At 61.0% G+C, this 25,608-nt stretch carries 26 protein-coding genes; 18 read left to right on the top strand and 8 right to left on the bottom strand.

Going from position 1 to position 25,608, the window contains the following annotated elements:
• Positions 1-11: 11 nt before the first annotated feature.
• The 5 genes from ACXAIC_RS17000 to ACXAIC_RS16980 all read right to left on the bottom strand — a co-directional run bounded on the left by ACXAIC_RS17000 (position 12) and on the right by ACXAIC_RS16980 (position 5,293).
• Positions 12-968 carry a phosphotransferase enzyme family protein gene (locus tag ACXAIC_RS17000; protein ID WP_475182520.1) on the bottom strand — a complete coding sequence of 319 codons (957 nt, stop codon included), beginning with the start codon at positions 966-968 and terminating at the stop codon, positions 12-14.
• Positions 965-2,260, bottom strand: a complete 1,296-nt coding sequence (locus tag ACXAIC_RS16995) for an aspartate aminotransferase family protein (protein ID WP_475182517.1) — start codon at positions 2,258-2,260, stop codon at positions 965-967. The genes ACXAIC_RS17000 and ACXAIC_RS16995 overlap by 4 nt, the downstream gene beginning before the upstream one ends.
• Entirely contained in the window at positions 2,253-3,743 is a 1,491-nt protein-coding gene (locus tag ACXAIC_RS16990; RefSeq protein ID WP_475182513.1) for a tripartite tricarboxylate transporter permease, read from the bottom strand. Before ACXAIC_RS16990 ends, ACXAIC_RS16995 begins: the two co-directional genes overlap by 8 nt.
• Positions 3,744-3,749: 6 nt before the next feature.
• The gene (locus ACXAIC_RS16985; RefSeq protein ID WP_475182509.1) at positions 3,750-4,292 is read right to left on the bottom strand and encodes a tripartite tricarboxylate transporter TctB family protein; all 543 of its coding nucleotides are present in this window, start codon (positions 4,290-4,292) and stop codon (positions 3,750-3,752) included.
• Positions 4,293-4,357: 65 nt separating this feature from the next.
• The gene (locus ACXAIC_RS16980; RefSeq protein ID WP_475182505.1) at positions 4,358-5,293 is read right to left on the bottom strand and encodes a tripartite tricarboxylate transporter substrate-binding protein; all 936 of its coding nucleotides are present in this window, start codon (positions 5,291-5,293) and stop codon (positions 4,358-4,360) included.
• A gap of 119 nt (positions 5,294-5,412) precedes the next feature.
• Between ACXAIC_RS16980 and ACXAIC_RS16975 the strand changes: the two genes are divergently transcribed.
• The 4 genes from ACXAIC_RS16975 (at position 5,413) to ACXAIC_RS16960 (ending at position 10,057) form a co-directional block, all read left to right on the top strand.
• Positions 5,413-6,222 carry an IclR family transcriptional regulator gene (locus ACXAIC_RS16975; RefSeq protein ID WP_475182501.1) on the top strand — a complete coding sequence of 270 codons (810 nt, stop codon included), beginning with the start codon at positions 5,413-5,415 and terminating at the stop codon, positions 6,220-6,222.
• A gap of 307 nt (positions 6,223-6,529) precedes the next feature.
• A complete protein-coding gene (locus ACXAIC_RS16970; protein ID WP_475182497.1) occupies positions 6,530-8,014 on the top strand; it encodes an aldehyde dehydrogenase in 1,485 nt (494 codons plus the stop codon).
• A 31-nt stretch (positions 8,015-8,045) separates the two neighbouring features.
• The gene (locus ACXAIC_RS16965; RefSeq protein WP_475182495.1) at positions 8,046-8,702 is read left to right on the top strand and encodes an HAD-IA family hydrolase; all 657 of its coding nucleotides are present in this window, start codon (positions 8,046-8,048) and stop codon (positions 8,700-8,702) included.
• Positions 8,702-10,057, top strand: coding sequence for an aminotransferase class III-fold pyridoxal phosphate-dependent enzyme (locus tag ACXAIC_RS16960; RefSeq protein ID WP_475182491.1), 1,356 nt, complete (start codon positions 8,702-8,704; stop codon positions 10,055-10,057). Before ACXAIC_RS16965 ends, ACXAIC_RS16960 begins: the two co-directional genes overlap by 1 nt.
• A 54-nt stretch (positions 10,058-10,111) precedes the next feature.
• Here ACXAIC_RS16960 and ACXAIC_RS16955 read toward each other — a convergent pair whose 3' ends face one another.
• Positions 10,112-10,597 carry a MarR family winged helix-turn-helix transcriptional regulator gene (locus tag ACXAIC_RS16955; protein ID WP_475182489.1) on the bottom strand — a complete coding sequence of 162 codons (486 nt, stop codon included), beginning with the start codon at positions 10,595-10,597 and terminating at the stop codon, positions 10,112-10,114.
• Positions 10,598-10,769: 172 nt separating this feature from the next.
• Here ACXAIC_RS16955 and ACXAIC_RS16950 point away from each other — a divergent pair, with 172 nt between their 5' ends.
• The 6 genes from ACXAIC_RS16950 to fahA are packed head-to-tail and all read left to right on the top strand — an operon-like array spanning position 10,770 to position 16,822.
• Positions 10,770-11,720, top strand: coding sequence for an MBL fold metallo-hydrolase (locus tag ACXAIC_RS16950; RefSeq protein ID WP_475182487.1), 951 nt, complete (start codon positions 10,770-10,772; stop codon positions 11,718-11,720).
• 23 nt (positions 11,721-11,743) lie between these two features.
• Entirely contained in the window at positions 11,744-13,366 is a 1,623-nt protein-coding gene (locus tag ACXAIC_RS16945; RefSeq protein WP_475182484.1) for an FAD-dependent oxidoreductase, read from the top strand.
• Positions 13,367-13,369: 3 nt separating this feature from the next.
• Positions 13,370-13,564 (top strand): DUF2783 domain-containing protein, encoded by a 195-nt coding sequence (locus tag ACXAIC_RS16940; RefSeq protein WP_475182480.1) that lies wholly within the window; start codon positions 13,370-13,372, stop codon positions 13,562-13,564.
• 19 nt (positions 13,565-13,583) lie between these two features.
• Entirely contained in the window at positions 13,584-14,942 is a 1,359-nt protein-coding gene (hmgA, locus tag ACXAIC_RS16935; RefSeq protein WP_475182475.1) for a homogentisate 1,2-dioxygenase, read from the top strand.
• Positions 14,939-15,568: a maleylacetoacetate isomerase gene (gene maiA, locus ACXAIC_RS16930; protein ID WP_475182469.1), complete on the top strand. Its 630-nt coding sequence runs from the start codon at positions 14,939-14,941 to the stop codon at positions 15,566-15,568. Before hmgA ends, maiA begins: the two co-directional genes overlap by 4 nt.
• Positions 15,569-15,586: 18 nt before the next feature.
• Positions 15,587-16,822 (top strand): fumarylacetoacetase, encoded by a 1,236-nt coding sequence (fahA, locus tag ACXAIC_RS16925; RefSeq protein ID WP_475182464.1) that lies wholly within the window; start codon positions 15,587-15,589, stop codon positions 16,820-16,822.
• 40 nt (positions 16,823-16,862) lie between these two features.
• Here the strand turns inward: fahA and hpaR are convergent, their stop codons facing one another.
• The gene (gene hpaR, locus ACXAIC_RS16920) at positions 16,863-17,315 is read right to left on the bottom strand and encodes a homoprotocatechuate degradation operon regulator HpaR (RefSeq protein ID WP_475182459.1); all 453 of its coding nucleotides are present in this window, start codon (positions 17,313-17,315) and stop codon (positions 16,863-16,865) included.
• 102 nt (positions 17,316-17,417) lie between these two features.
• On the opposite strand from hpaR, the gene ACXAIC_RS16915 reads away from it, so the two are divergent.
• The 8 genes from ACXAIC_RS16915 to hpaI are packed head-to-tail and all read left to right on the top strand — an operon-like array spanning position 17,418 to position 25,099.
• The gene (locus ACXAIC_RS16915; RefSeq protein WP_475182455.1) at positions 17,418-17,804 is read left to right on the top strand and encodes a 5-carboxymethyl-2-hydroxymuconate Delta-isomerase; all 387 of its coding nucleotides are present in this window, start codon (positions 17,418-17,420) and stop codon (positions 17,802-17,804) included.
• Positions 17,805-17,807: 3 nt separating this feature from the next.
• Positions 17,808-19,319 (top strand): 5-carboxymethyl-2-hydroxymuconate semialdehyde dehydrogenase, encoded by a 1,512-nt coding sequence (gene hpaE / locus ACXAIC_RS16910; RefSeq protein ID WP_475182452.1) that lies wholly within the window; start codon positions 17,808-17,810, stop codon positions 19,317-19,319.
• Between the two features lie 39 nt (positions 19,320-19,358).
• Positions 19,359-20,213, top strand: coding sequence for a 3,4-dihydroxyphenylacetate 2,3-dioxygenase (gene hpaD / locus ACXAIC_RS16905; protein ID WP_475182448.1), 855 nt, complete (start codon positions 19,359-19,361; stop codon positions 20,211-20,213).
• Positions 20,214-20,230: 17 nt separating this feature from the next.
• Positions 20,231-21,211, top strand: coding sequence for a 3,4-dihydroxyphenylacetate 2,3-dioxygenase (gene hpaD / locus ACXAIC_RS16900; protein WP_475182442.1), 981 nt, complete (start codon positions 20,231-20,233; stop codon positions 21,209-21,211).
• 53 nt (positions 21,212-21,264) lie between these two features.
• Complete coding sequence (locus tag ACXAIC_RS16895) at positions 21,265-22,662, top strand: pyridoxal phosphate-dependent decarboxylase family protein (RefSeq protein ID WP_475182440.1); 1,398 nt, start codon at positions 21,265-21,267, stop codon at positions 22,660-22,662.
• A complete protein-coding gene (locus ACXAIC_RS16890; RefSeq protein WP_475182436.1) occupies positions 22,659-23,513 on the top strand; it encodes a fumarylacetoacetate hydrolase family protein in 855 nt (284 codons plus the stop codon). Before ACXAIC_RS16895 ends, ACXAIC_RS16890 begins: the two co-directional genes overlap by 4 nt.
• Entirely contained in the window at positions 23,510-24,310 is an 801-nt protein-coding gene (gene hpaH / locus ACXAIC_RS16885) for a 2-oxo-hept-4-ene-1,7-dioate hydratase (protein WP_475182432.1), read from the top strand. Before ACXAIC_RS16890 ends, hpaH begins: the two co-directional genes overlap by 4 nt.
• Positions 24,311-24,322: 12 nt before the next feature.
• On the top strand, positions 24,323-25,099 hold the full coding sequence (gene hpaI, locus ACXAIC_RS16880) for a 4-hydroxy-2-oxoheptanedioate aldolase (RefSeq protein ID WP_475182428.1): 777 nt from the start codon (positions 24,323-24,325) through the stop codon (positions 25,097-25,099).
• 5 nt (positions 25,100-25,104) lie between these two features.
• On the opposite strand, the gene ACXAIC_RS16875 is transcribed toward hpaI, so the two are convergent.
• Positions 25,105-25,410, bottom strand: a complete 306-nt coding sequence (locus tag ACXAIC_RS16875) for a hypothetical protein (protein ID WP_475182425.1) — start codon at positions 25,408-25,410, stop codon at positions 25,105-25,107.
• Positions 25,411-25,608: the final 198 nt, after the last annotated feature.

Here is a 25,608-nt window from a genome sequence, read left to right as displayed (position 1 = left end):
TTCTCCCTGGATCAACCGCAGCTTTGGCGGCCCGGCTGCTCAAGATACTGGCTGCACAGCTCACGGGCATGATTGATGAACCGGACATTGCGCGCTGGCGCCCCGTCTTCCTCCATGCGGGGCACAATCCAGCCCACATAGGTGACCGCGCGCAAGGCCATGAACAGATCCAGCGCCTGGATATCCAGCGGCCGCACCGCCTGATAGCCCTCAAGCAACGCGGCCTTGAGCTGAGCGAAATCCGGCTCGGCCATGTTTTTCAAAAGCGCCGTTGCAATGTCGAAGAGACGGAAGCCATAGCCGCCATCGTCAAAGTCGATCATGCGGAGGGCCGGTCCGTCCAGCATGACATTCTCCCGCACCAGATCCGCATGGATCAGACCAAAGTCCAGAGCGTCTACGCGGTCTGCAAGATCCCGCCGCGCCGTCTCCCGGAACTCTGTCAGAAGGCCTGCCGTCTCGCCGTCCAGGGTCGGGTTGTCCCAGAAACGCCCCCAAAGAGGTGCTTCACCCAACAGCCCGTCCAGATCCCAGTGACAACGACTGAAGGTTTCCGGCGCCTGCCAGGCATCACAGGCCGCATGCAGCTTTGCCATTTCCGCCCCCAGGGCGCGGAATGTGGCCTGAGCGTCATCCAGCTTGAGCGGATCGCGGCTGCGGCCGAGGGGCTGGCCGGACAGCCAGCCGATCAGATCCACCTGCAATCCGTCCACCTCTTCCAGAAGCGCGCCGGAGAGAGACGGCTGCGGCCGGGGAACGGACAGCCCGGCCCGGTCCATGGCCTCCAGCCATTGCAGTTCAGACAGCAGCTCGGCCCGCGTGCGGTAGCCCGGCCGCTTCAAGCGCAGAGCGAAATCGCCACTGTCCGTGCGCACATGGTAAACCCGGTTTTCCCGTCCAGCGACAAAGGTACAAACAGCCGTTTCATGGCCCCAAAGCGCCAGGGCCTTTGCAAGCGGATCCTTCACGCTGCCCCCACCGGTGTTTCGGCCATGACGGCTTCCAGGGTGGTGATCAGAAGATCCAGATGCTCTTCGCCAAAGGGCATGGGCGGGCGGATCTTCAAGGTGTTCTTGTGCCGGCCCAGCTTGGACAGGATGATGCCGCGGTGGCGCATGGCATTGATCACCCTGTCCGCATAGTCACTGGCCGGGTCTTTCGTATCGCGGCTTTGCACGAATTCAGCCCCGAACACCATGCCGCTCTGGCGGACATCGCCAATGACGTCAAATTTTTCAGCCAGAGCCGACAGGCGGTCTGCCGCAAGACGGCCGATGCGAGCGGCATTTTGCTGAAGGTTCTTGTCTTCCAGCTCGTCCAGCACCGCCATGGCCGCCGCGCAGGACACCGGGTTCCCGCCGAACGTGTTGAAATAGCGGAAGGACGAGCGGAAGCGTTCCATGATATCCGAAGTGGTCACCAGCCCGGCCACCGGATGGCCATTGCCCATGGGTTTGCCCATGCAGACAATGTCCGGCACAACGCCCTGCTTCTGATGGGCCCAGAAATGGCTGCCGCAGCGCCCGAACCCGGACTGAACCTCGTCACAGATCAAAAGACCACCCGCCTTGCGCACCACCTCTGCCGCCGGACGCAGCCAGCCATCCGCCTGGGCCGGAAACCCTTCATTGAGGAACAGCGGACACACGATGAGCGCCGCAAAGCCTGTGCCATCTGCCTCCAGATCCGCAACAGCAGCCGCCACCTTCTGCGCAAAGCGCGTTCCGTCAGGGTCTTCGATCCGGTAGCTGTCCGGCGCCTCCACATGGCGCAGATACCCGCCCAGGCCAAAGCCGACTTCCGGCACATTGCTCTTGGACAGGTGACTGACCAAAGTGGTGTTGCCGTGATAGGTGGCATCCGTTGCCACAAGGCCGCGCTTGCCGGTCATGGCTTCGGCCATGCGCAGGGCAATGTCATTGGCCTCGGAGCCGGTGCAGGTCAGGATCGCCGTGTCGAGTGGTGTGTCAAACGTCGCCGTCAGCCGCTCCACATAATCCAGAATGCCCTCATGCAGATAGCGGGTGTGGGTGTTGAGAGTGCGGGCCTGCCGGCACAGCGCGTCGACCACCCGCTCGTTGCAATGGCCCACATGAGGCACATTGTTGTAGCAATCCAGATAGCGGTTACCATCTGCATCCCAGAGCCAGACCCCCTCGCCCTTCACCATGTGAACCGGGTCCTGATAGAAGGTCGAGACATTAGGCCCCAGGAGCGCCCGGCGGCGCGCCAGCAGTTCGGTCACGGAGCTGTCAGTCATGGGCGGTCTTGCCTTTCCAGGCCTTGTAGACAGTGTAGGCCTGCACCACGAGGGCAATGACGATCATGGCAAAAAGAATGAAGGCGATGGGACGGTCGATGAAGTCCCAGGGCTCGCGCACCCGCGCCATTGCGGTGCGCAGCTTGTCTTCCATCAGCTTGCCCAGAACAATGCCCAGAATGATCGGTGAGGTCGGATATTCCAGCCGCTTCAAAATGAAGCCGAACACACCAAACCCGGCCGCAATTGCCACATCGGTCAGGGAGTTGCGCAGGGAATAGACCCCGATCAGGCTGAAAGTCAGGATCATCATGCCCAGAAACCGGTTCGGGATCAGGATGACCTTTGTCAGGATGTCGGTCGCAAAAAACAGGAACACCACGACAATGACATTCAGAAGCAGCAGGCAGATATAGAGTGCCAGGACAAAGTCCATCTGGTTGGCAAACAGCTGCGGACCCGGAATGACATTGTGGACATAGAACACCGCCAGCATCATGGCGGTCAGCTCCTCGCCCGGAATGCCGAGAGCAAGAAGCGGGATCATGGCAGCGGCCGGAACCGAATTGTTGGCCGCTTCAGAGGCGACGATCCCTTCCGGATTGCCCTTGCCGAAAAGTTCAGGCGTCTTGGAGGTCCGCTGCGCGTAGCTGTAGGACATGAACTGGGACATGAATTCACCGACGCCGGGGATCATGCCGCAAAAGACGCCGAAGGCCGAACCGACGGTGGCCACCCGCTTGTAGATCCAGAGCTCTTTCACCTGCGCCAGGATCTTCGGCCGCTCCACATGGGGAAAGGTCATCGGCTTGTCCTTATCCATGAACAGGATCAGGGCCTGGCTGATGGCAAAAAGGCCAAGCACCACCACGATCAGGTCAATGCCCGATTGCAGCCAGCCTAAGCCGAAGGTAAAGCGCTGACTGTAGGCGGTGGTCTCAATGCCGATGGTCTGCAAAAAGATGCCGACACAGGCGAGCATGCCAGCGGCCAGCACCTGGCCCCGGTGGGTGATGATCACCAGCGTGATGCCGAAAAGCGCTGCCAGAAAGATCTCGCGGGCACCGAACATGGGTGCGACACTGGCGAGAACAGGCGCCAGCAGCATCAGGGACAAGATGGAAAAGACGGCCCCGTAAAAGGACGCGGAATAGGCGAGGCTGAGCGCCCGCCGGCCTTCGCCCCGCTGGGTCATGGGATAGCCGTCATAGGTGGTCAGCGCATTGACCGGTGTTCCGGGCGTGTTGACCAGGATCGCCGGGATGGCCCCGCCGAACATGGACGACCCGTAAATGCCCAGAAGGGCGGTGAGGCCGACAATCGGCTCAAGGGAGAAGGTTACGGGCAGGACAATCGCGATGGCGACGGCCGCGCCGACGCCAGGCAGTCCGCCCACGATGACGCCCCCGATGGAGCCAATGACGAGCGCGGCAATCACATCCCAGCGCGCGATCAGCTCAAGGCTGGAGAACAGGAGATCCATGGGTCCTCAGAAGTAGCGTAGGAGGAAATAACGGAGGCTTTCAGGGGCAAGGTCGTAGATCGCCCCGCCCGGAATTTTCACATTCATCGCCGACTTGAAGAACAGCACCACGAAGAGCGCAAAGCCAAAGGCCGACCAAAGGGCCAGTGCCTGCCGGTAGCCGAGGCGTAGCGTCAGGCCGATGCAGAAGAAAATGGTGGCCAGCAGATAGCCAATGACTGGGATCGACCAGACATAAAGCAGATACCAGCCGACATATTCCAGCGACCTGATCCAGGTGAAGGCTTCCCGCCAACGGCCCGGTGTGCGCATGACCTTGGACCTGAGCATCCAGTTCAAAGCCGCAAAGAGCACGATGCCGCCAAGGGCAAGAGAGGGCCAGAGCCGGGGCTGGGCGGCCAATCCCTTACCCGGAAGCCAGGTGGTCTGCCATCCGATGGCGGCGATCAGAAGACCGCCTATGACCAGCATCAGGGTACAGAAGAGCATCTCCCCGGGCCGGCGCCCTTCGGGGAATACATGGGGCTCGTGATTGACATCGTCACTCATGCCCGGACTCCTTCCTGCAGCCCTATTCCGGCCGCCCGGAGGCGGCCGGAATAGGGCGCAACGGCTTAGTTCGAGATCATGGTGTTGATGCGGGCGGAGGTTTCGATGTCGGACTTGATCCGGGCTTTCGAATCCTCAACATCCATCCAGTAGATGATGGCACCGGTCTGTTTGGCCAGGTCCTTGGCCCGGTCAGACGCCATCGTTTCCTTGGCGGATTCGATGATGCGCTCGCGCACCTCCTGCGGCGTGTCGCTGCGTACGAACAGGCCGTTCCAGAGCGAGATGTTCAGATTCGGCGCAACGGAGGCCAGGGTCGGGGCATCCGGCACGACAGAAATCGGGCTTTCCGTGATCGTCGCCAGGATGTTCACCTTGTCGAGGCACGGCAGAAGCTGCTGGATGGTGGTGTTGATCACGTCAAAATCGCCGGAGGCCAGCGAGTTGCAGTCCAAAGCCCCAGCGGAGGCTTCCCCGCCCCATTCAAAACCAAGTTCCTTGGCAGCGGCAAAGGTGGCCTGCGTCGGCAGCAGGAAGGCACCGAAGTGACCGAGCACTTGCGGATTTTCCTTGGAGTAGCCTGCCAGTTCTTCCATGGTGGAGAAAGGCTTGTCAGCGCTTGCGGCAATGACAAACGGATAGGTCAGGAAGATGCCGAGCGGGTCGAACGGATCCGGGTTGAGGCCCGGCACACCGACTTCCGGCCCGACAACCGGCACATCCACCACGAAGGAACCGATGGTGTAACCATCCGCGGGGGCGGCGGCGACGGAGGCTGCGCCCGGGAACGGCCCGCCATCGGACGGCCGGTTCACCACTGCAGCGGCCACATTGTATTTCGCCTCAAAATCTTCCGCGATCATGCGCGTCAGAACGTCTTCAAGATCCCCTGGGGGAAACGGCACAACAAAACTGACCGGACGGTCCGGGTACTCGGCAAAGGCCGGTCCGGCAAGGGCCAGCATCAGAATTCCGGTTAAAGCAGATTTTCCCTTCAACATTGACAGTACCCCTCTGGTTCATTATTATCAACGTCGGTTCAATTATAGTTTGCGCCAGATCAAAGTCAACAAAAAGAGAAGACCTCCCCGCCAAGCGGGAAATCTTTGAGGAAACACCCATGTCGTCTACTGTTGCCAAAGCCCTCGCTCTTCTGGACTATTTCTCTGAAGATGAACCGGAAATCGGCCTGTCGGACCTTGCCCGCCGGGCCAGAATCGACAAGGCAACAGTCCACCGGATGCTGGGGTCCATGGCCGATGCCGGGCTGGTGGAACAGCGCAGCGACAGCAAACTCTACCGGCTGGGCGCCGGGGTGCTGCGCCTTGCGCGGGTGCGGGAAACCTGCTTTCCCGTTTCATCAATTGTTCAGTCCGGCTTGGAGACCATATCGGAACACACCGGCGAAACGGCCCATGCGTCTCTTATTTCAGGCCGTGCGCTTGCCACGATCGGCATCAGCGAAAGCGCGCGCAGCAACCGGGTATCCCTGATTTCAGGCGAGATTCTGCCCCTTCATTCCACCGCCTCGGGGCTGGCAACACTCGCTTTCGGACCGGAAGATCTGAGCAAGAAGGTTCTGTCTGACCGTCTCGAAGCCAAAACCAGCCGGACCGTGACGGAAGGCAATGCCCTCGTCAAAGCCATCGACAGGACCCGCAGCCAAGGGTTTGCCGCTGCGGACCAGACGAATGAGGATGATGTCTACGGTATAGCCGTTCCGGTCTTTGACCGGGAGGGGCTTGCCTGCGGTGCGCTGGCCGTTGCAACGCCGGCCCACCGTATGACAGAGGCCCTGAAAGCCACAATCCTGACTGCCCTGATGAATGAAGCGCGAACAGTGACCAATGGCACTGGCGGGCGCGTGCCTGCCAGTTTTTCGAAAGCCGCCGAGAAGACCCTGGCCGGACTGAACGCAAACGCGGGCTGACCCGACCAAGGCACCTCAGTGACCATCAGGGCCGCACCGAGATGGCCGGACTGGCACTCTCCGACTGCGGGCACTCTTGCGCCCTCCTTCTTGAAACCCCAAGACGCTGCAGGCTGGCCACCGCCGCCGCAGCGCTGTGCTCCAGTATGCGCACTCCACTTTCGGCCCCCGCTTCCTTTCCTTGCCACTTTCTCCCGATCCTGCTCGCCCCTCAAGCCTTGCCCGAGGGAACAAGGCCGATTGACTTTCGCAGATAGATCCGTCATCATTAAAAATGAACCGACGTTGATTATATCGAACCGAACCTATGACCCCAGACGACATCGCCCGTTTCAGCACACGCCCCATCCCCCCGGCCGCGCATCTGATCAATGGGGAGCCCTGCCCTGCCTCAAATGGCGAGGTGATGAAGACTGTCTCTCCCCTTGACGGCAAGGAGCTGACCACCCTGCCGAAAGGAACGGCAGAGGATGTAGCGCGCGCGGTTGCCGCCGCCCGGCAGGCGTTTGATGATGGCCGCTGGTCCGGCCTCGCCCCGGCCACGCGCAAGAAGATCCTTCAGAAATGGGCGGATCTGATTGAAGCCAATGCGCTGGAAATTGCCGTTCTGGGCGTACGTGACAACGGCACGGAAATCGGTATAGCCCTGAAGGCGGAGCCGCTCTCTGCCGCCGGAACTATCCGCTATTACGCAGAAGCCATCGACAAGGTCTATGGTGAGATCGCCCCAACCGCGCCCGGCACACTTGGGCTGGTACACAAGGACCCTGTCGGGGTGGTCGGCGCCATCGTGCCCTGGAACTTCCCGCTTATGATCGGCGCCTGGAAACTGGGACCGGCCCTGGCAGCAGGCTGCTGCGTTGTTCTGAAACCGGCCGAAACAGCCTCCCTCTCCCTTTTGAAGATTGCCGCCCTGGCTCTGGAGGCCGGCCTGCCTGCCGGCGTTCTCAATGTGGTGACCGGGGACGGCGCAACCACCGGGGCCGCTCTGGCCCTGTCCCCGGATGTGGATGTGCTGGTTTTTACCGGATCGGGCGCCACTGGCCGCCGTCTTCTGGAAGCCTCCGCCCGCAGCAATCTCAAGCGGGTTTATCTGGAACTTGGCGGCAAGTCGCCCAACATCGTCTTTGCCGATGCCCCGGATCTGGAGGAGGCGGCGAAAGTCTCCGCCAACGGCATTTTCCGCAATTCCGGCCAGGTCTGCGTTGCCGGGTCCCGCCTTCTGGTGGAGCGCAGCATTCACGATGCCTTTGTCGAAAAGCTCGCCGCCCATGCAAACGCCATGGTCATTGGCGATCCGCTGAACCCGGCCACCCAGGCCGGGGCCGTGAATTCGCTGCGCCAGCTGGAGCAGAACCTAGCCTTTGTCGAGGAGGCCCGCGCAGCAGGCCGCACCATCGTGACCGGAGGCACCCGCATTCTCGAAGAAACCGGCGGCTATTACATGGCCCCCACCGTGGTGGCCGGGGTTCACCCCCAAGACCGGATCGCACAACAGGAAGTCTTCGGCCCCGTGCTGGCCGTGATCCCCTTTGACACGGAAGACGAAGCGGCCGCGATCGCCAACGGCACGGATTTTGGCCTGGCGGCGGCGGTCTGGACCGCCAGTCTCAGCCGCGCCCACACCATGGTGCGCCGGATCAAGGCCGGGGTGGTTCATGTGAACACCTATGGCGGCGCCGATGTCACGGTGCCCCTTGGCGGGGTGAAACAGTCAGGCAACGGCCACGACAAATCTCTGCATGCGTTCGACAAATATCTCGACCTGAAAACAGCCTGGATCAAACTGTGATGGTCAGGCACGCCTTTCCGGAGGGACCTAAATGAGCAAAGCACTGGTGCTGGATTTCGGCGGCGTGATTTCCAAGACGCTGTTTGAAACCCACGACCTTTCCGAACAGGCCCTTGGCCTTGCGCCGGGAACGCTGACCTGGCGCGGCCCCTTTGCGCCGGACACCGACGACGCCTGGCGCGCCATGCAGGCCGGGGAGATGAGCGAGCGCGACTACTGGGCGCTGCGGATGCGGGAAACCGGCAAGCTGGTTGGCGAGGAGTGGACGGAATTTCCGCAGTTTGTCGGCCGCCTGCGCGGTGCAGAGCCTGCCGCTGTCATCCGCCCGGAAGCGCTGGCAGCCATTTCCAAGGCCCGGGCGGCCGGATGCAAACTGGCCATCCTCTCCAACGAGCTGGATCTCTTTTATGGTGCGGATTTCCGGGACAAGCTGCCCTTCCTGGCAGATTTCGACCTGATTGTCGACGCGACCTACACCAAGATCCTCAAACCCGATGCGCGCGCCTATGGCTTCATCACAGATGGTCTTGAGATCGCGGCCAAAGACTGCGTTTTCGTGGATGATCAGATGAAGAATATCCGCGGCGGCGAGGCCGCCGGGATGACGCTCGTGCATTTTGATGTAACCCGTCCGGGGGAAAGCTATGACCGCGCCCTGGACCTGCTTCTGTCTGAAAAGGTGACGTGATGAAGGACGGCAATTTTCTGAAAGAGAACAATGCCCGCCATCTATGGCATCCGATGGCTCATCCGGCGGACAGCCTAAACAACCCGCCCGACATCATTGTCGGCGGCGAAGGCGTGGAAATCACCGATGTGGACGGTCACAAGACCGTGGACGCGGTTGGCGGCCTGTGGAACGTCAATCTGGGCTATTCCTGCCAGCCGGTGAAAGACGCAATTGCCGCCCAGCTCGACAAGCTACCCTATTATTCCATCTTCCGGGGCACCTCCAACGACGGGGTGATCGAACTCAGCTGGATGCTGAAAGACTTTTTTGCCCCCGATGGCCTGTCCCGCGCCTTCTTCACCTCCGGCGGGTCCGACAGTGTGGAAGTGGCGCTGCGCCTTGCCCGGCAATATCACAAGATCCGGGGCGAAGCCGGCCGGGTGAAATTCCTGAGCTTGAAAAAAGGCTATCACGGCACTCATACATTGGGGGCCTCAGTCAATGGCAACGCCAATTTCCGCACCCAGTATGAACCCCTGATGCCCGGCTGCTATCACATTCCGGCGCCCTATCCCTATCGCAACCCGTTTAACGAGACCGACCCGGAACGGCTGGCCCAGCTCTGCCTTGCCGCCCTGGAGGACGAGATCAAGTTCCAAGGCGCGGCCACCATTGCCGCCTTCATCATGGAGCCGGTTCTGGGGGCCGGTGGTGTCATGCCGCCGCACAAAAGCTTCATGCCCGGCGTGCGTGAGATCTGCTCCAGACACGGCATTCTCCTGATTGCCGACGAGGTCATCACCGCCTTCGGCCGCACTGGCGACTGGTCCGGATCCCGGCACTGGGGCGTCCAGCCGGATCTGATGTGCACGGCCAAGGCGATCACCAACGGCTATTTCCCCTTTGGTGCCGTCATGGTGTCGGACGGGGTGGCAGAAACCTTCGAAAGCGACACATCCGGCAAGGGCGCCATCGGCTCGGGCTACACCTATTCCGGCCATCCGGTGGGGGCGGCAGCCGCCATTGCCTGCCTGAAGGAAACCGAAAAGCTGAACGTAACCGAGAACGCTGCCACGCGCGGCACGCAGCTCCATCAGGGCCTTCTGGAATTGCAGAAAAAGCATTCCGTGATCGGCGATGTGCGGGGAGGGCACGGCCTGATGTGCGCGCTGGAACTGGTTTCGGACGCCGCCGACAAAACCCCTATCGACAAGAAAACCATCGGCCAGGTGCACCGCACCGCCTATGAGGCGGGCGCCATGGTGCGGGTGTCGGGCAACAATATCATCCTGTCCCCGCCCCTGATCCTGACAGAAGCACATGTGACCACGGTCTTGAACGCGCTCGACAAGGGGCTCGCAGCTGTTTCCTAAGCCTCATGGCGGGGTTTGCCCCCGCCCGTCACGCCCGGCTTTGAGGGTGCGCCCTCAAAGCCCTTCAAGATCCATCCGCGCTCTTGGTTTTGCCCTCGGATCCTGATCGAGGGTCGTGTGCAGTTTTTCCATGATCGCGCATAGGCTTTCATATTCCGCGTCGCTCAAGCTTGAGATCAGATGATCCTCCACCGCTTGCGCGGTGGGCAGGATGTCTGCCAACACCGAGCGGCCCTTACCGGTGAGCGACACGGCCACCAGCCGTCCATCCGTTTCTCCCTGCCCTTTCCTGACAAGCCCTGCCTGTTCCAGCCGGGCCACCGCACGGCTGACCCTGGGCTTGTCCAGATTGACGCAGTCATGGATCTCCCGCACCGAGACTTCCGCGCAGCGCATCAGATGGACCAGCACGCGCCATTCGGCCATGGTCAGCTTGTGCATGCGCTCATAATCGACAGACAGGCGCCGGCTGACCCGCTCGGCCAGCACCGCCAGCCGGTAGGGCAGAAACGCAGAAAGATTAAACGTGGTTCGGGACATGCACAGGCCTTATGGTTGTTGCAGGTGAAATGATATTGACTTTCGTTGCAAATGCAACGATAACCATGTTGTTACATTTGCAACTAACTGATCCTGACCGGATCTAACCCCCGCGCCCCATCCGTCACGGGCGGCTGCGAGCGCGGACCGTTTAATGTTGGAGGAGCCACCCATGGCAAAGGCGTTCGCATCACAAGGGGACACGGGCGAGAAGAAGATATCCTTCACCGAGATCGGAGAAGGGCTGTATGCCTTCACGGCGGAAGGCGACCCCAATTCCGGTGTGATCATCGGCGACGACAGCGTGATGATCGTCGAGGCCCAGGCGACCCCGCGTCTGGCACAGAAGGTGATCGACTGTGTGCGTGAGGTCACCGACAAGCCGATCAGCCATGTGGTGCTGACCCATTATCACGCGGTTCGGGTTCTCGGGGCCTCCGCCTTCAGCGCGCCACAGATCATCATGTCCGATGCGGCCCGCGCCATGGTGGTGGAACGGGGCCAGGAGGACTGGGACAGCGAGTTCCAGCGTTTCCCACGCCTGTTTGAAGGCCATGAGAGCATTCCGGGCCTGACCTGGCCGACCACCACCTTCTCCAAGTCCATGACCGTCTATCTGGGCAAGCGCAAGGTGGAGATCACCCAGATCGGCCGGGCCCATACGGCCGGAGACAGCGTGATCTGGGTGCCGGATCAGCAAACCATGTTCACCGGCGATATCGTGGAATACCACTCCGCCTGCTATTGCGGCGATGGCCATTTCAACGACTGGGGCAAGACCCTGGACGCGGTGAAAGCCTATGACCCGCAATCGATTGCCCCCGGACGCGGCGATGCGCTGGTGGGCCGGGAAATGGTTGATGCAGCGCTTGCCTCCACCCGCGACTTTGTGGACAGCACCTACCGGCCGGTGCAGCAGATCGCCTCCAGGGGCGGCAGCCTGAAGGATGCCTGGGACGCGGTACGGGCCGAATGTGATCCGAAATTCCAGGATTACGCGATCTACGAGCACTGCCTGCCGTTCAACGTCGCCCGCGCCTATGACGAGGCCCGGGGCATCGACACGCCGCGGATCTGGACCGCGCAGCGCGACCTGGACATGTGGGAGCAGCTTCAGGGCTAGGCAGCAAGAGGGAGGAGACAAACATGTTTGATGATCGCTATTCGCTGGCATTCAAACTCTACCCTTATGAGCGCTCACCGGATCAGGACGCGGCCGAGCCCGTCCGCCATCCGGTGGTGGTTATGGGGGGCGGCCCCATTGGCGTGGCGACCGCGCTTGATCTGGGACTTCAGGGCATTCCGGTCGTGGTTCTGGACGACCATGAGGGCATCGGCATGGGCAGCCGGGCCATTTGCTTTGCCAAACGCAGCCTGGAAATTGCGGACCGATATGGCTGCGGCCAGCCCATGCTGGACAAGGGTGTGGTCTGGAACCTGGGCAAGGTTTTTCATCAGGACCGGAAGGTCTATGAATTCAACCTGCTGCCGGAAGAGGGACACAAATATCCGGCCTTCATCAACCTGCAGCAGCCCTATTTCGAAAAATTCATTGTCGAGCGGGTGCGCGCAGCCCAGGCGGAGGGTGCCTCGATTGACTTGCGCGGCAAGAACCGGGTCGACAGTGTCGATGTGCGGGACGACCACGTGGTCCTCAGTATCACCACTCCGGATGGCCCTTATCAGCTGGAAGCAGACTGGCTGATCGGCTGTGACGGGGCCAACTCCCCCTTGCGCGGCATGCTCGGGCTCGATTTCGACGGCCGGGTGTTTCAGGACAGTTTCCTGATCGCCGATATCCGCATGACCGCCGATTTCCCGACCGAGCGCTGGTTCTGGTTCGAGCCCTCCCATGGCTCCGGCGCCTCGACCCTGTTGCACAAGCAGCCGGACAACACCTGGCGGATCGACTTCCAGATCGGCTGGGATGTGGACCGTAAGGAAGAAATGAAGGAAGAGAACATACGCCGCCGCCTGGACGCCATGCTCGGGCCGGATGTGGACTATGAGATGGTCTGGTCGTCCATCTACACATTCCAGTGCAAGCGCATGGAAAAATTCCGCCATGGCCGGGTCATCTTTGCCGGTGATGCCGCCCACCAGGTGTCCCCCTTCGGGGCGAGGGGCGCGAATTCCGGCATGCAGGATGCGGACAATCTGGGCTGGAAGCTGGGTCTTGTGATCAAGGGCAAGGCGCCGGAAACCCTGCTGGACAGTTATGACGAAGAACGCATCCATGGTGCGGATGAGAACATTTTAAATTCGACCCGGTCCACGGATTTCATCACGCCGAAATCCAGGGTCAGCCACCTCTTCCGCAATGCCGTGCTGGACCTTTCCGAGCATTTTGACTTCGCCCGGCCGCTGGTCAATTCCGGCCGTCTGTCCATGCCCTGCACCTATGGCGGCCTTTCCCTCACCGGTGAAGACGCTCTGACTGGCGGTCCGGACCGGACAAGGCCGGGCAGCCCCTGCCCGGATGCACCGGTCAAAGACGGCTATCTGCTCTCGCAACTGGGCACTGCCTTTGTGCTCTTGACCCTTGATGCGGACGCCCCTGACCGGCTGGAAGAAGACGGCATTGCTGTTCTGCGCCTCAAGCGCTCCGCCGCAGATGACCCGTCCGGAGCCTTGGGCGAACGCTATCTGGGCTCGGCACCGTCCGCTGTCTACCTGATCCGGCCCGACCAGCATGTGGCCGCGCGGTGGGACCGGTTTGACGAGGCTGCCGTGCGCGCAGCTTTGCGCACAGCCTGCGGCAAGGAGTAAGCCATGTCTGATCTGAACACACGCCCGAACATCGAGGACCCGGACGGATTTTACGCCGAGCTTCTTGCAGCCCATGAGGGGTTGAGCGACGAGGACAGCGCGGCCCTGAACGCCCGCCTGATCCTGATTCTGGCAAACCATATCGGCGACCGCGCGGTGCTCAGCCGGGCGATCTCGGCCGCAGCGCAGCGCGCATGAAGGGAGAAGGACAAACGTCATGAACGTACCGCACACCAATACCGATCTCATCCAGGCCAGCGGAACCACCACGACCCCTGGCTACATGCCCGGCTTCGGCAATGACTTTGAAACAGAAGCCCTGCCAGGCGCCCTGCCCCAGGGCATGAACAGCCCGCAGAAATGCAACTACGGGCTTTACGGCGAACAGCTGTCCGGCACCGCCTTCACCGCGCCGTCCCACCAGAACGAGCGCACCTGGTGTTACCGCATACGCCCCTCCGTCAAACATTCCAGCCGCTATGAAAAGATCGATCTTCCCTACTGGAAATCGGCGCCGAATGTGGTTGAGGACGTCACCTCCCTCGGCCAGTACCGCTGGGACCCGGTGCCCCATAGCGAAGCCCCGCTTACCTGGCTGACCGGCATGCGCACTATGACCACGGCCGGGGATGTGAACACCCAGGTCGGAATGGCAAGCCATGTCTATCTTGTCACCGCTTCCATGAAGGACGAATATTTCTTCTCCGCCGACAGCGAGCTCTTGGTGGTGCCCCAGGAAGGCCGTCTGCGCTTTGCAACGGAACTGGGCATCATCGATCTGGAGCCGCAGGAAATCGCGATCATCCCGCGCGGCCTGGTCTACCGGGTGGAGGTTCTGGAAGGCCCTTGCCGGGGCTTTGTCTGCGAGAATTACGGCCAGAAATTCGAGCTGCCGGGCCGGGGCCCCATCGGCGCCAATTGCATGGCCAACCGCCGGGACTTCAAGACCCCCGTGGCCGCGTATGAGGACCGGGAAGTGCCGTCGACCATCACCGTGAAATGGTGCGGCCAGTTCCATCGCTGCGACATCGGCCAGAGCCCGCTGGACGTGGTCGCCTGGCACGGCAATTATGCGCCGTGCAAATATGACCTGAAAACCTACTGCCCGGTCGGCTCGATCCTGTTCGACCATCCGGACCCGTCGATCTTCACGGTCCTGACCGCCCCGTCCGGCGTGCCGGGCACGGCCAATATCGACTTCGTGCTCTTCCGTGAGCGCTGGATGGTCATGGAAGACACATTCCGTCCGCCCTGGTACCACAAGAATGTCATGTCTGAGCTGATGGGCAACATTTATGGCCAGTATGACGCCAAGCCCCAGGGCTTCGTGCCGGGCGGCATGTCGTTGCACAACATGATGCTGCCCCATGGGCCGGACCGGAACGCTTTTGAAGGCGCCTCCAATGCCGACCTCAAACCGGAAAAGCTCGACAACACCATGTCGTTCATGTTCGAGACCCGGTTCCCGCAGCACCTGACCGCGTTTGCCGGAAATGAAGCCCCCTTGCAGGACGACTATATCGACTGCTGGACCACCCTTGAGAAGAAGTTTGACGGCACGCCGGGCACGAAATGAAGCTTTACACCTATTGGCGGTCAACAACCTCTTACCGGGTCCGGATCGCCCTCAACCTGAAAGGGGCCGCCTATGAGGCGGCCCCTGTGGACCTTGTGGCCGGGGCGCAGAGGGCGCCGGATTATACGGCCCTGAACCCGGCGCAGGGCGTGCCCGCGCTGGTGCTGGATGACGGCACGGTTTTGCGCCAGTCCATGGCCATCCTGGAATGGCTTGAAGAGACCTTGCCCGAACCGCCTCTTTTGCCCCGTGATCCGCTGGACCGGGCCCATGTGCGTGCTGCCGCGCAGGTGATCGCCGCGGACATCCATCCGGTGAACAATCTGCGGGTGATCTCGAAGCTGAAATCTCTCGGCCACAGCCAGGAGACGGCAGTGGCCTGGATGAATGACTGGATGACACGGGGATTGACGGCCTTTGACAAGATGATCGACGTGTCCGGCCCCTATTGCTTCGGTGGGACACCCGGCCTTGCGGATCTCTGCCTGGTGCCCCAGCTTTATAATGCCCATCGCTGGGGCTGCGATCTGACACCCTTTCCCCGCCTGACCGGGATTGAGGCCCGCTGCCTCGACCTTCCCGCCTTTGCAGCTGCCCGTCCGGACAATCAGCCCGACGCCGCCTGAAACAAGGATCTTAAACCAATGACAGACCTTCTTCCCTCCTGGGTGGAGAGCGCCAATAAGCCCGAATCCGGGTTCCCCTTGAACAACCTGCCTTATGGTGTGTTCTCCGCAGTGGACGGCGCCAGACATCAGGGCGTTGCCATTGGCGACTTCATTCTGGATGTGCATGCGCTGGAAGCAGACGGCCTGCTCGGCTTTGACGGCACGTTGATGCAGGGCAGCTGGAACGGCTTCATGGCCTCCGGCCGCAGCAACTGGGCGCGCCTGCGCGACACACTAACAGCGCTTCTTGCTGAAGGCTCCGCTGACAGGCATGCACTGGAACTCCATCTTGTTCCGCAAGACGGCGCGGCACTGCATATGCCGTTTGCGGTCAGCGAATACACGGATTTTTATGCGGGCAAACATCACGCCTTCAACGTGGGCACCATGTTCCGGGGTCCGGAAAACGCCCTGCCGCCGAACTGGTTGCACATTCCGATCGGCTATAATGGCCGCGCGTCCTCCGTTGCCGTTTCAGGTACGCCCGTGCGCCGCCCTAATGGCCAGCTGAAGGGCCCGAACGATACGGCTCCCCGTTTCGGTCCATCCCAACGGTTTGACATCGAACTGGAAATGGGCGCGATTGTCGGCAAGCCCTCCGATGGCCCGATCTCTGTGTCCCAGGCGTTTGAGAATATTTTTGGCTACGTGCTTTTGAACGACTGGTCCGCCCGGGACATCCAGGCCTGGGAATATCAGCCGCTTGGCCCGTTCCAGGCAAAGGCCACCCTGACCAGCATCTCCCCGTGGATCGTGACGGCAGCAGCCCTGGAAGCCTTCCGCGTTCCGACACCTGAACGGGAAGTGCCGCTTCTGCCCTATCTGGAAGAGCCGGGACCGATGCTCTACGACATCAACCTGGAAATCGGCCTGACCCCTGAGAACGGCACCGAGACAGTGATTGCCCGGACCAATTACAGGGAAATGTACTATTCGGCCGCCCAGCAGCTGGCCCACCACACCACGTCCGGTTGTCCGATGCGGGTTGGCGACCTGCTCGGCTCCGGCACTATTTCCGGCCCGGACAAGGACAGCCGCGGCTCGCTTCTGGAACTCAGCTGGGGCGGCAAGGAGCCCGTCGAGATTGCGGGCGGCAGCCGCAGCTTCATTGAGGATGGCGACACCATGACCCTGCGCGGCCACGCCCAGGGCAACGGCTTCCGCATCGGCTTTGGCGATTGCAGCGGCACGCTTCTGCCGGCCTTGACATAAGCAGCAAAGACACTTTCCAACCGGAACGCGTTGCAAAACCTTAGAGCTTCTGGAAATCCTCAAGGATCTCCAGGAGCTGATCCAGCTTGTCTTCACCGATCACGGTTTCGATGCGCCGGGCGATGGCTTCCGCCTCCTCCAGCTTGCCGTGGATGATTTTCTGGCCCGCGTCGGTGATCGCAACTGTTTGCTTGCGCCGGTCCCTTGCATCGGGCTGGCGGATCACCAGACCCTTTTCAAACAGCGTCTGCACAATCCGTGTCTGGCTCGGCAAGAGCAGGCAGGCCCGGTCAGCCAGGGACGAGGCGTCCTGAGGGCCGTATTCCTCCAGAACCCGCAGGATGCGCCACTGTTGTTCGGTAATCCCGGAATCGGACAGCATCTCCCGGATCGGTCCCATGACTTTTTCCCGCGCCCGGATGAGCGCGATGGGAACCGAGCGCCGGGTTGGGGGCAGGGCGTGGGCGCCCTCGCGTTCTTTTTTGTCGGTCATGGTCGGCTCTTAGCGGAAACGTGGAACGGTTGACACAAAAAGTTTGACATTTGGCCTCTCATATATTTAACATAGCAAATATTATCTTGTTAAGGAACTTTGATGCCGCACCTATCCATCGAATATTCCGCCAATCTGGAGGAACGGGCCGATATTCAGGCTCTGTGCGGGCATTTGCGGTCGGTGGCCACCGGGATCGAGGCCCTGCCGATGGCGGGTCTGCGTGTGCGGGCCTTCAAGGCCGACCATTGCAGCATTGCAGATGGCAACCCGAAACACGCCTTTCTCGACATATCTGTCCGCCTTCGCGCCGGTCGGTCGAAGGCTGTGAAACAGGCCGCAGCGCAAACTTTGTTCGATGCTGCCAGGGACTTTCTGCAGCCGGTTCTGAACACCAGTTCGCTCGCCCTGTCGCTGGAAATGCGCGACATTGACGCGGACCTGTCTCCCAAGACCGGCACCATCCGCGACCACCTTGGGGAGGGTTGAACCATGTCAGATCTTCAAACCAACATTCAGAAACTGGACGGATATCTTGCCCGCTTCCGCGAAACGGGGATCTTGAACCAGATCAACGGCGAAGCTCTTCCCGCCCTGTCTGGAGACACATTCCAGACCACCTCTCCGGTGGATGAAAGCCTGATCTGCCAGGTTGCCAAGGGTGGAGCTGCCGATATTGACGCAGCAGCCAAGGCGGCTCGTGCCGCCTTCCCTGCCTGGCGCGACCTGGGCGCGGCCGAACGCAAGAAAATCCTTCACAAAATCGCAGATGGCATTGTGGCCCGGGCAGAGGAAATTGCCCTGTGCGAGTGCTGGGACACCGGCCAAGCCCTGCGGTTCATGTCCAAGGCGGCCCTCAGAGGCGCTGAAAATTTCCGTTTCTTTGCAGACAAGGCCCCCAGTGCACGGGATGGCCAAGCTCTGCCCTCTCCAACCCTCATGAATGTGACGACACGTGTCCCCATCGGCCCGGTCGGCGTGATCACTCCGTGGAACACGCCCTTCATGTTGTCCACCTGGAAAATCGCTCCCGCGCTTGCCGCAGGCTGCACGGTCGTCCACAAACCGGCGGAATTCTCCCCGCTGACGGCCCGTATCCTGATGGAAATCGCAGAAGAAGCCGGTCTTCCCAAGGGGGTTTGGAACCTTGTGAACGGGTTTGGCGAAGACGCCGGCAAGGCGCTGACCGAACATCCGGACATCAAGGCTATTGCCTTTGTCGGGGAAAGCCGCACAGGCTCCATGATCATGAAACAGGGCGCCGACACGCTCAAGCGGGTCCATTTCGAACTGGGCGGCAAGAACCCGGTGATCGTCTTTGACGATGCGGATGTGGACCGGGCGCTGGATGCAGCAATTTTCATGATCTATTCGCTCAATGGCGAGCGGTGCACCTCGTCCTCCCGCCTGCTGGTTCAAGCTTCAATCGCTGACGACTTCGAAGCCAAACTGGTTGAGCGGGTCAATGCGATCAAGGTTGGCCATCCGCTGGACCCGGCAACAGAAATCGGGCCGCTCATTCACAAGACCCATTTCGACAAGGTCACCAGCTATTTCGGCATTGCCCGGGAAAATGGCGCAACCGTTGCCGCTGGTGGCAGCCAGGTAGGCGAGGAAGGCTATTTTGTCCGCCCGACCCTGTTCACCGGGGCTACCAATGACATGACCATTGCCCAGGAGGAGATTTTCGGGCCGGTTCTGACCAGCATCCGCTTCCAGTCCGAAGATGACGCCCTTCAGATGGCCAATGACATTGACTACGGGCTGACGGGCTATGTCTGGACCAATGACCTGACCCGGGCCCTGCGTTTCACCAACGCGCTGGAAGCAGGAATGATCTGGGTGAATTCGGAAAATGTCCGCCACCTGCCGACCCCGTTCGGCGGGGTGAAGGCCAGCGGTATCGGCCGCGACGGCGGCGACTGGTCCTTCGAATTCTACATGGAACAGAAAAACATCGCCTTCGCCACAGGACATCACAAGATCCCGCGCCTCGGCGCCTGAACCACTTAGAACTGAACGACAGGATTTCGGGAGGAAATCATGGGAGAAATCGTTCTTGCCGCCAAGGTCACGCACGTTCCGACCATGCTGATGTCGGAACAGGACGGTCCGGTGAAAGGGACCCGGCAGGCGGCCATCGACGGCCACGCTGAAATCGCCCGCCGCGCCAAGGCGCTCGGGGCGACGAGCGTTGTTGTCTGCGACACCCATTGGGTGATCAATGCCGGGTTTCACATCAATGCCAACAAGCAGTTCGAAGGCCTGTTCACCTCGAATGAATTCCCGCAATTCATTCAGAATTTGCCCTACAGTTATGAAGGCAATCCGGCCCTTGGCGATGCGATTGCAAAAGCAGCCAGCGACAAGGGCACCTATACCCTGTCGCACCAGCTCGACAGCCTGGAACTGGAATACGGCACCCTGGTGCCGATGCGCTTCATGAGCCGGGAACACAAGATGAAGGTTGTCTCCGTGGCGGCCTGGTGCACGGTGCACGCTCACGACGAAAGCCGCAGGATCGGCGAAGCGATCCGCGAGGCCGTCGAGGCCAGCGACGAAAAGGTTCTGCTGCTGGCCTCCGGGTCCTTGTCTCACAAGATCTGGGCCAACAAGGACTATGCCGCCAACAACGGCACCTTTACCATCAGCTCCGAGTTCAACCGGCAGATGGATCTGCATGTGCTGGACATGTGGCAGCGCGGCGACCACGCCACCTTCCTGAAGATGCTGTCCGAATATGCCGATCACTGCTGCGGTGAAGGCTCCATGCATGACACTGCCATGCTCTACGGCGCCCTGGGCTGGGATGCCTACACGGCCAACTGCGAGGTGGTTACGGAGTATTTCCCAAGCTCCGGCACCGGACAAACCAACGTCATTTTCCCTGTCCAATAGACTAGCAGGAGACCGCCATGCCGATTCCGGCGCCCAATCTCTATCCGCCCTTCAACATAGTGCGCCTCAGCCACGTGGAGCTGGCCGTTACGGACCTATCTAAAAGCCGGGCCTTTTATGTCGACACGCTCGGCCTGCAGGTGACCGACGAAACCGACGAAAAGATTTTCCTGCGCGCCATGGAGGAACGCGGGCACCATTGTATCGTATTGCGTCAGGCAGGCACTGCAGAAGCCGGTGAACTTGGCTTCAAGGTCTATGACGAAGACAGCCTGGACAAGGCCGCCCATTTTTTTGAACGCAAGGGCCTGCCGGTCGACTGGGTGGAACGACCGCACCAGTCCCGCACCTTCCGCACGCGGGATCCCCATGGCATTCCACTGGAATTTTACGCCCGCATGGACCGCCTGCCGCCCATTCACCAGAAATACGAACTCTACAAAGGTGTGAAGCCCCTGCGGATCGACCATTTCAACTGCTTCTCCCCTAGCGTTGACGAGTCCGTTGCCTTCTACAACGAGCTTGGCTTCCGGGTGACCGAATACACCGAAGATGAGGACAGTGGCCGGCTCTGGGCGGCCTGGACCCACCGCAAGGGTGGCGTTCACGACATTGCCTTCACCAACGGCAAGGGCCCCCGTCTGCACCACACCGCCTTCTGGGTGCCGACCCCGCTCAACATTATTGACCTGCTCGACCTGATGTCGACCACGGGCTGGGTGTCGAATATCGAGCGCGGACCCGGCCGCCACGGCATTTCCAATGCCTTTTTCCTCTATATCCGCGACCCGGACGGCCACCGGATCGAGATCTACTGCTCCGACTATCAGACGGTTGATCCTGATCTGGAGCCGATCAAATGGGACCTGAAAGACCCGCAGCGCCAGACCCTTTGGGGCGCTCCTGCACCCAAAAGCTGGTTCGAGGAGGGCTCCACCTTCAAGGGCGCGGAACTGAAAGCGTCCACTCTTTCCGCCCAACCGATTGTCGCGCCCTGAATTAGGTTCAATAATCGCGCTTGACTGAGACGGAAAGCGATTGGGAAGAGGTCATGGACTGGACCACGTTTGCACACTGGGGCAAACACATCTCGCAATGGGCGGCAGACTATCACAAGACCCTGTCTGACCGCCCCGTGCGAGCGCAGACACGGCCTGGCGAGATCGCCGCACAGCTTCCCAAGGCCCCGCCGGAGACAGGCGAGGCCATGGAAACGGTGATGTCGGATTTCGAGCGCATCGTCATGCCCGGCATCACCCATTGGCAGCATCCGCGGTTCTTTGCGTATTTCCCGGCAAATGCCGCACCGCCCTCCATGCTTGCCGACATGCTGGTGACGGCGATTGCCCCCCAGTGCATGCTCTGGCAGACCTCGCCTGCGGCCACGGAAATGGAAGGCGTCATGATCGACTGGCTGCGCCAGGCGCTCAAGTTGCCGGAAGTCTATACCGGTGTCCTCCAGGACAGCGCCTCCTCCGCAACTCTGTCAGCCGTCCTGACCATGCGCGAACGCGCAACGGGCTATACCGGCAACAGGGACGGTCTTTCGGGCAAGGGCAACCTGCGCCTTTATTGTTCCGATCAGGTGCACAGTTCCGTCGACCGGGCGTCCTGGGTGGCCGGGATCGGCCAGGAAAACCTGATCAAGCTGCCCACGTCCGGCCCACGCCATGGGCTCAAGGTCAGCGCACTGCGTGACGCGATTGCCGCTGACCGGACCGCTGGCCACATCCCCGCAGGCCTCATCGCGATCACTGGCGGCACTGGGATCGGCGCGTCCGACACACTGAGCTCCGTTCTGGCTGTTGCCCGGGAATACGAGCTCTATACCCATCTTGATGCGGCCTGGGCAGGAGCCGCCATGATCTGCCCGGAGCTGCGGGCAGATTTCTGGAACGGCGTGGAGGGATTCGACAGCATCGTCTTCAATCCGCACAAATGGCTCGGTGCCCAATTCGACTGCTCCGTCCAGTTTCTGGCAGACCCAAAGCCGCAGCTCAACACCCTGAAGATCGAGCCGGATTATCTGAAAACCTCGGGCGGCGCGGTGACCAACTATTCTGAATGGACCATTCCCCTCGGCCGCCGGTTCCGGGCCCTGAAGATCTGGTTTCTCATTCGTTCTTACGGGCTTGAAGGACTGCGTCGGCGGATCCGGAACCACATCGCATGGTCCCGTGACCTGTGCGAATACATCCGGAAGCTCGATGGCTTTGAGATCGTGAGCGAGCCGGTCCTGAGCCTGTTTTCCTTCCGCTGTCCCGGCGATGACGACTCACAGCAGCGTCTGGTGGACGCTCTCAACGCCGACGGCCGCATTTACCTCACTCAAGGAAGCCTCGAGGGGCGCAAGGTGATCCGGTTCCAGGCCGGTCAATTCGATACAACACGAGAAGACGTCATGATGGCTGGCGAAGTCATTGAAGATGTCTGGAGGACACAAGTGTGAAATTTGCAACCTATTCCGCAAACGGCAAAACCTATTATGGCGCCGTTGCCGGCGCTGGCATGATCTGCCTGTCGGAGAGTTTCCCCGAATGGCCAACCCTTTATGATGCGGTGGCCGCCGGAGGCCTGGGCGAGCTTCAAACGGCCGCTGAAGCCAAGCCGGTCACTCACACCACCTTCACCTACGACATGGTGATGCCGACCGCCCGCCGGATCTTGTGTGTTGGGGTGAATTTTCCGGACCGGAATGCCGAATACAAAGACGGCAGCAGCCAGCCGAAATACATGTCGCTGTTCCCCCGCTTCGCCTCCGGCTTCACCGGCCATGACCGCCCGCTGATCCGGCCGCCGGAAAACCACACGCTCGACTATGAAGGCGAAGTTGCCATCGTGATCGGAAAAGCGGGGCGCAGGATCAAGGCCAAAGACGCCTATGACCACATCGCTGCCCTGACCCTTTGCAACGAGGGCACGATCCGCGACTGGGTGCGCCATGCAAAATTCAATGTTACCCAGGGCAAGAACTGGGACCGGTCCGGCGCCATTGGCCCGTGGCTGGTGCCCTTCACCCATGCCTCCCAACTGGATGAGGCCCGCATCATCACGCGGGTCAATGGCGAGGTCCGACAGGACGATTACCTGAAGCGGATGATGTTCCCGATCCGCGAGGAAATCGCCTACATTTCCACCTTCATGACCCTGCAGCCCGGCGACATCATCGTTACCGGCACGCCGACCGGCGCCGGGGCCCGGTTCGACCCGCCTCGCTACCTGGAGCCAGGAGACATTGTGGAAGTCGAGGTCGAAGGCATTGGAGTTCTGCGCAACGGCGTGGAGGACGAAAGACCATGACACCGCAGGATCACGCACGCGCAGCCGCGGACCTTCTGGAGGCGGAACGCAGCCGCACCCAGATCGGGCTTTTATCCTTGCGCCATCCCGGGATCAGCATGGATGACGCCTATGCCATTCAAAACGCCCTCTACCGGCAGAAACTGGCCGATGGGCGCAAGGTCATCGGCTGGAAGATCGGCCTGACGTCCAAGGCCATGCAATATGCCTTGAACATCGAGATTCCGGACAGCGGCATTCTGTTTGATGACATGGCGTTTGACACGGGCGCGACTGTTCCTGCTGGCCGCTTCATCCAGCCCCGGGTGGAGGCGGAGATTGCCTTTGTAATGAAGACCCCAGTCGGTGGCAGTGCCGTCACCCGCGAGGAAGTTCTGGCAGCAACGGACTACGTGGCCCCGGCCCTGGAAATTCTCGACACCCGCATTCTGCGCAAGGACCCGGCCACCGGACAGGCCCGGGTGATCTTTGACACGATCAGCGACAATGCCGCCAATGCGGGGATTGTGCTGGGCCGGGAAAAACACGATGTTGGGTCTTGCGACCTGCGCTGGGTCGGCGCCCTGGTGTTCCGCAATGGCGAAATCGAGGAAACCGGCCTGGGGGCCGGGGTTCTGAACGATCCGGTTGAAAGCGTGGTCTGGCTGGCAAGACGCATGGCCCAATACGGCCAGAGTATTGAACCGGGCCAGGTCATCCTCTCGGGCAGCTTCATCCGGCCGGTGGAATGTCCCTCCGGAACCGCAATTCATGCGGATTTCGGCTCGTTCGGAACCGTTGATATCACCTTCGCCTGAGGAGACCGGCTCATGCCTGCCCCGCACAATCCTTTCAAAGCTGCTCTGAAATCAGGCCGTCCCCAGCTGGGCTGCTGGCTCGGTCTGGCTGATCCCTATGCGGCCGAAATCGGCGCCAGCGCCGGGTTTGACTGGCTGCTGATTGACGGCGAGCACGCCCCCAATGACCTGCGCTCCATCACCGCCCAGCTTCAGGTGATTGCCGCCTCCAACAGTCATGCGGTTGTCCGGCCGGTGATTGGCGAGACCTGGATGATCAAGCAGCTTCTGGACGCAGGTGCCCAGTCGCTTCTTGTTCCGATGGTGGAAAGCGCCGATCAGGCCCAGGCGCTGGTCAAAGCCGTCACCTATCCGCCTGAGGGTGTCCGGGGCGTCGGATCGGCTCTGGCCCGGGCCTCCCGCTTTTCTGACATTCCCGACTATCTCACCACAGCGCGGGACGAGATCTGCCTGCTGGTTCAGGTCGAGAACCTGAAAGGCCTGGCCGCTCTGGACGACATTCTCGCGGTCGAAGGCGTGGACGGCGTGTTTGTCGGCCCGTCGGACCTGGCTGCCGATATGGGACATATCGGCAAAGCCGGACATCCGGAGGTCGAAGCAGCTGTCCTGTCCGCTCTGGAAAAGATCATTGCCAGCGGCAAGGCAGGCGGCATCCTGACCCTTGACCCGGTGATGCAGAAAAAATGCCTTGATCTTGGCGCCACCTTCGTGGCCACCGCGATTGATGTTCTTCTGCTTGCCACGGCGCTCCGGCAGAAAGCAAAGGATGCCCGCACCCTGCTCCGCTGAGCCTCTCAGCCAAGCAGGGTGGCACATTGAGACCGGAACATGGATTGCCGCGCGCAAAACGCCTTCAAGGCAGCGATCCGGGGCGCATCCGGCTTGATTGTCAGCGGGTTGGTGCCGACCAGGGTTACAACGGCTTGAGCTTCGTTCTGCCAGTCCAGAATCAGGGCGGCGGCGGCCACCAGTCCGGGGATCTGGCGCCCGGAAACCGATGCATACTCTTTGATGCGTACCGCATCGACCAGTTCGGAAACCTCCGCCTTGGTAACCGGAAGGCCGGGCGCCCGGGACGGACGGCGGGCAGCCCGGCGCACTTATACCAGGCGCCGCATCAAGGGATATCAGGCCACTGCTCTGGCCGGCATCCACAGTCATTCCATTTTCCCGGAACCTGTTCCAGCCTTCTGTTTATACCAACCTCCACTACTGTCCGGGAAAATTGAATTGGAATTGATATTCCGGATTTTGTTTGTCGACCCTGTCGTTTGGATTTAGCAGTCGGGTTATGTCGC

This window comes from Roseibium sp. AWQ4_254 (assembly GCF_056161025.1).
Note: the sequence above shows the minus strand (reverse complement) of the source record. Positions and strands in the feature narration are given on the sequence as shown.

Coding starts and splice junctions, on each gene's coding strand:
- ACXAIC_RS16995 (WP_475182517.1), bottom strand. CDS start 2,260: ATGACTGACAGCTCCGTGACCGAACTGCTGGCGCGCCGCCGGGCGCTC.
- ACXAIC_RS16990 (WP_475182513.1), bottom strand. CDS start 3,743: ATGGATCTCCTGTTCTCCAGCCTTGAGCTGATCGCGCGCTGGGATGTG.
- ACXAIC_RS16985 (WP_475182509.1), bottom strand. CDS start 4,292: ATGAGTGACGATGTCAATCACGAGCCCCATGTATTCCCCGAAGGGCGC.
- ACXAIC_RS16980 (WP_475182505.1), bottom strand. CDS start 5,293: ATGTTGAAGGGAAAATCTGCTTTAACCGGAATTCTGATGCTGGCCCTT.
- ACXAIC_RS16975 (WP_475182501.1), top strand. CDS start 5,413: ATGTCGTCTACTGTTGCCAAAGCCCTCGCTCTTCTGGACTATTTCTCT.
- ACXAIC_RS16970 (WP_475182497.1), top strand. CDS start 6,530: ATGACCCCAGACGACATCGCCCGTTTCAGCACACGCCCCATCCCCCCG.
- ACXAIC_RS16965 (WP_475182495.1), top strand. CDS start 8,046: ATGAGCAAAGCACTGGTGCTGGATTTCGGCGGCGTGATTTCCAAGACG.
- ACXAIC_RS16960 (WP_475182491.1), top strand. CDS start 8,702: ATGAAGGACGGCAATTTTCTGAAAGAGAACAATGCCCGCCATCTATGG.
- ACXAIC_RS16955 (WP_475182489.1), bottom strand. CDS start 10,597: ATGTCCCGAACCACGTTTAATCTTTCTGCGTTTCTGCCCTACCGGCTG.
- ACXAIC_RS16950 (WP_475182487.1), top strand. CDS start 10,770: ATGGCAAAGGCGTTCGCATCACAAGGGGACACGGGCGAGAAGAAGATA.
- ACXAIC_RS16945 (WP_475182484.1), top strand. CDS start 11,744: ATGTTTGATGATCGCTATTCGCTGGCATTCAAACTCTACCCTTATGAG.
- ACXAIC_RS16940 (WP_475182480.1), top strand. CDS start 13,370: ATGTCTGATCTGAACACACGCCCGAACATCGAGGACCCGGACGGATTT.
- hmgA (WP_475182475.1), top strand. CDS start 13,584: ATGAACGTACCGCACACCAATACCGATCTCATCCAGGCCAGCGGAACC.
- maiA (WP_475182469.1), top strand. CDS start 14,939: ATGAAGCTTTACACCTATTGGCGGTCAACAACCTCTTACCGGGTCCGG.
- fahA (WP_475182464.1), top strand. CDS start 15,587: ATGACAGACCTTCTTCCCTCCTGGGTGGAGAGCGCCAATAAGCCCGAA.
- hpaR (WP_475182459.1), bottom strand. CDS start 17,315: ATGACCGACAAAAAAGAACGCGAGGGCGCCCACGCCCTGCCCCCAACC.
- ACXAIC_RS16915 (WP_475182455.1), top strand. CDS start 17,418: ATGCCGCACCTATCCATCGAATATTCCGCCAATCTGGAGGAACGGGCC.
- hpaE (WP_475182452.1), top strand. CDS start 17,808: ATGTCAGATCTTCAAACCAACATTCAGAAACTGGACGGATATCTTGCC.
- hpaD (WP_475182448.1), top strand. CDS start 19,359: ATGGGAGAAATCGTTCTTGCCGCCAAGGTCACGCACGTTCCGACCATG.
- hpaD (WP_475182442.1), top strand. CDS start 20,231: ATGCCGATTCCGGCGCCCAATCTCTATCCGCCCTTCAACATAGTGCGC.
- ACXAIC_RS16895 (WP_475182440.1), top strand. CDS start 21,265: ATGGACTGGACCACGTTTGCACACTGGGGCAAACACATCTCGCAATGG.
- hpaH (WP_475182432.1), top strand. CDS start 23,510: ATGACACCGCAGGATCACGCACGCGCAGCCGCGGACCTTCTGGAGGCG.
- hpaI (WP_475182428.1), top strand. CDS start 24,323: ATGCCTGCCCCGCACAATCCTTTCAAAGCTGCTCTGAAATCAGGCCGT.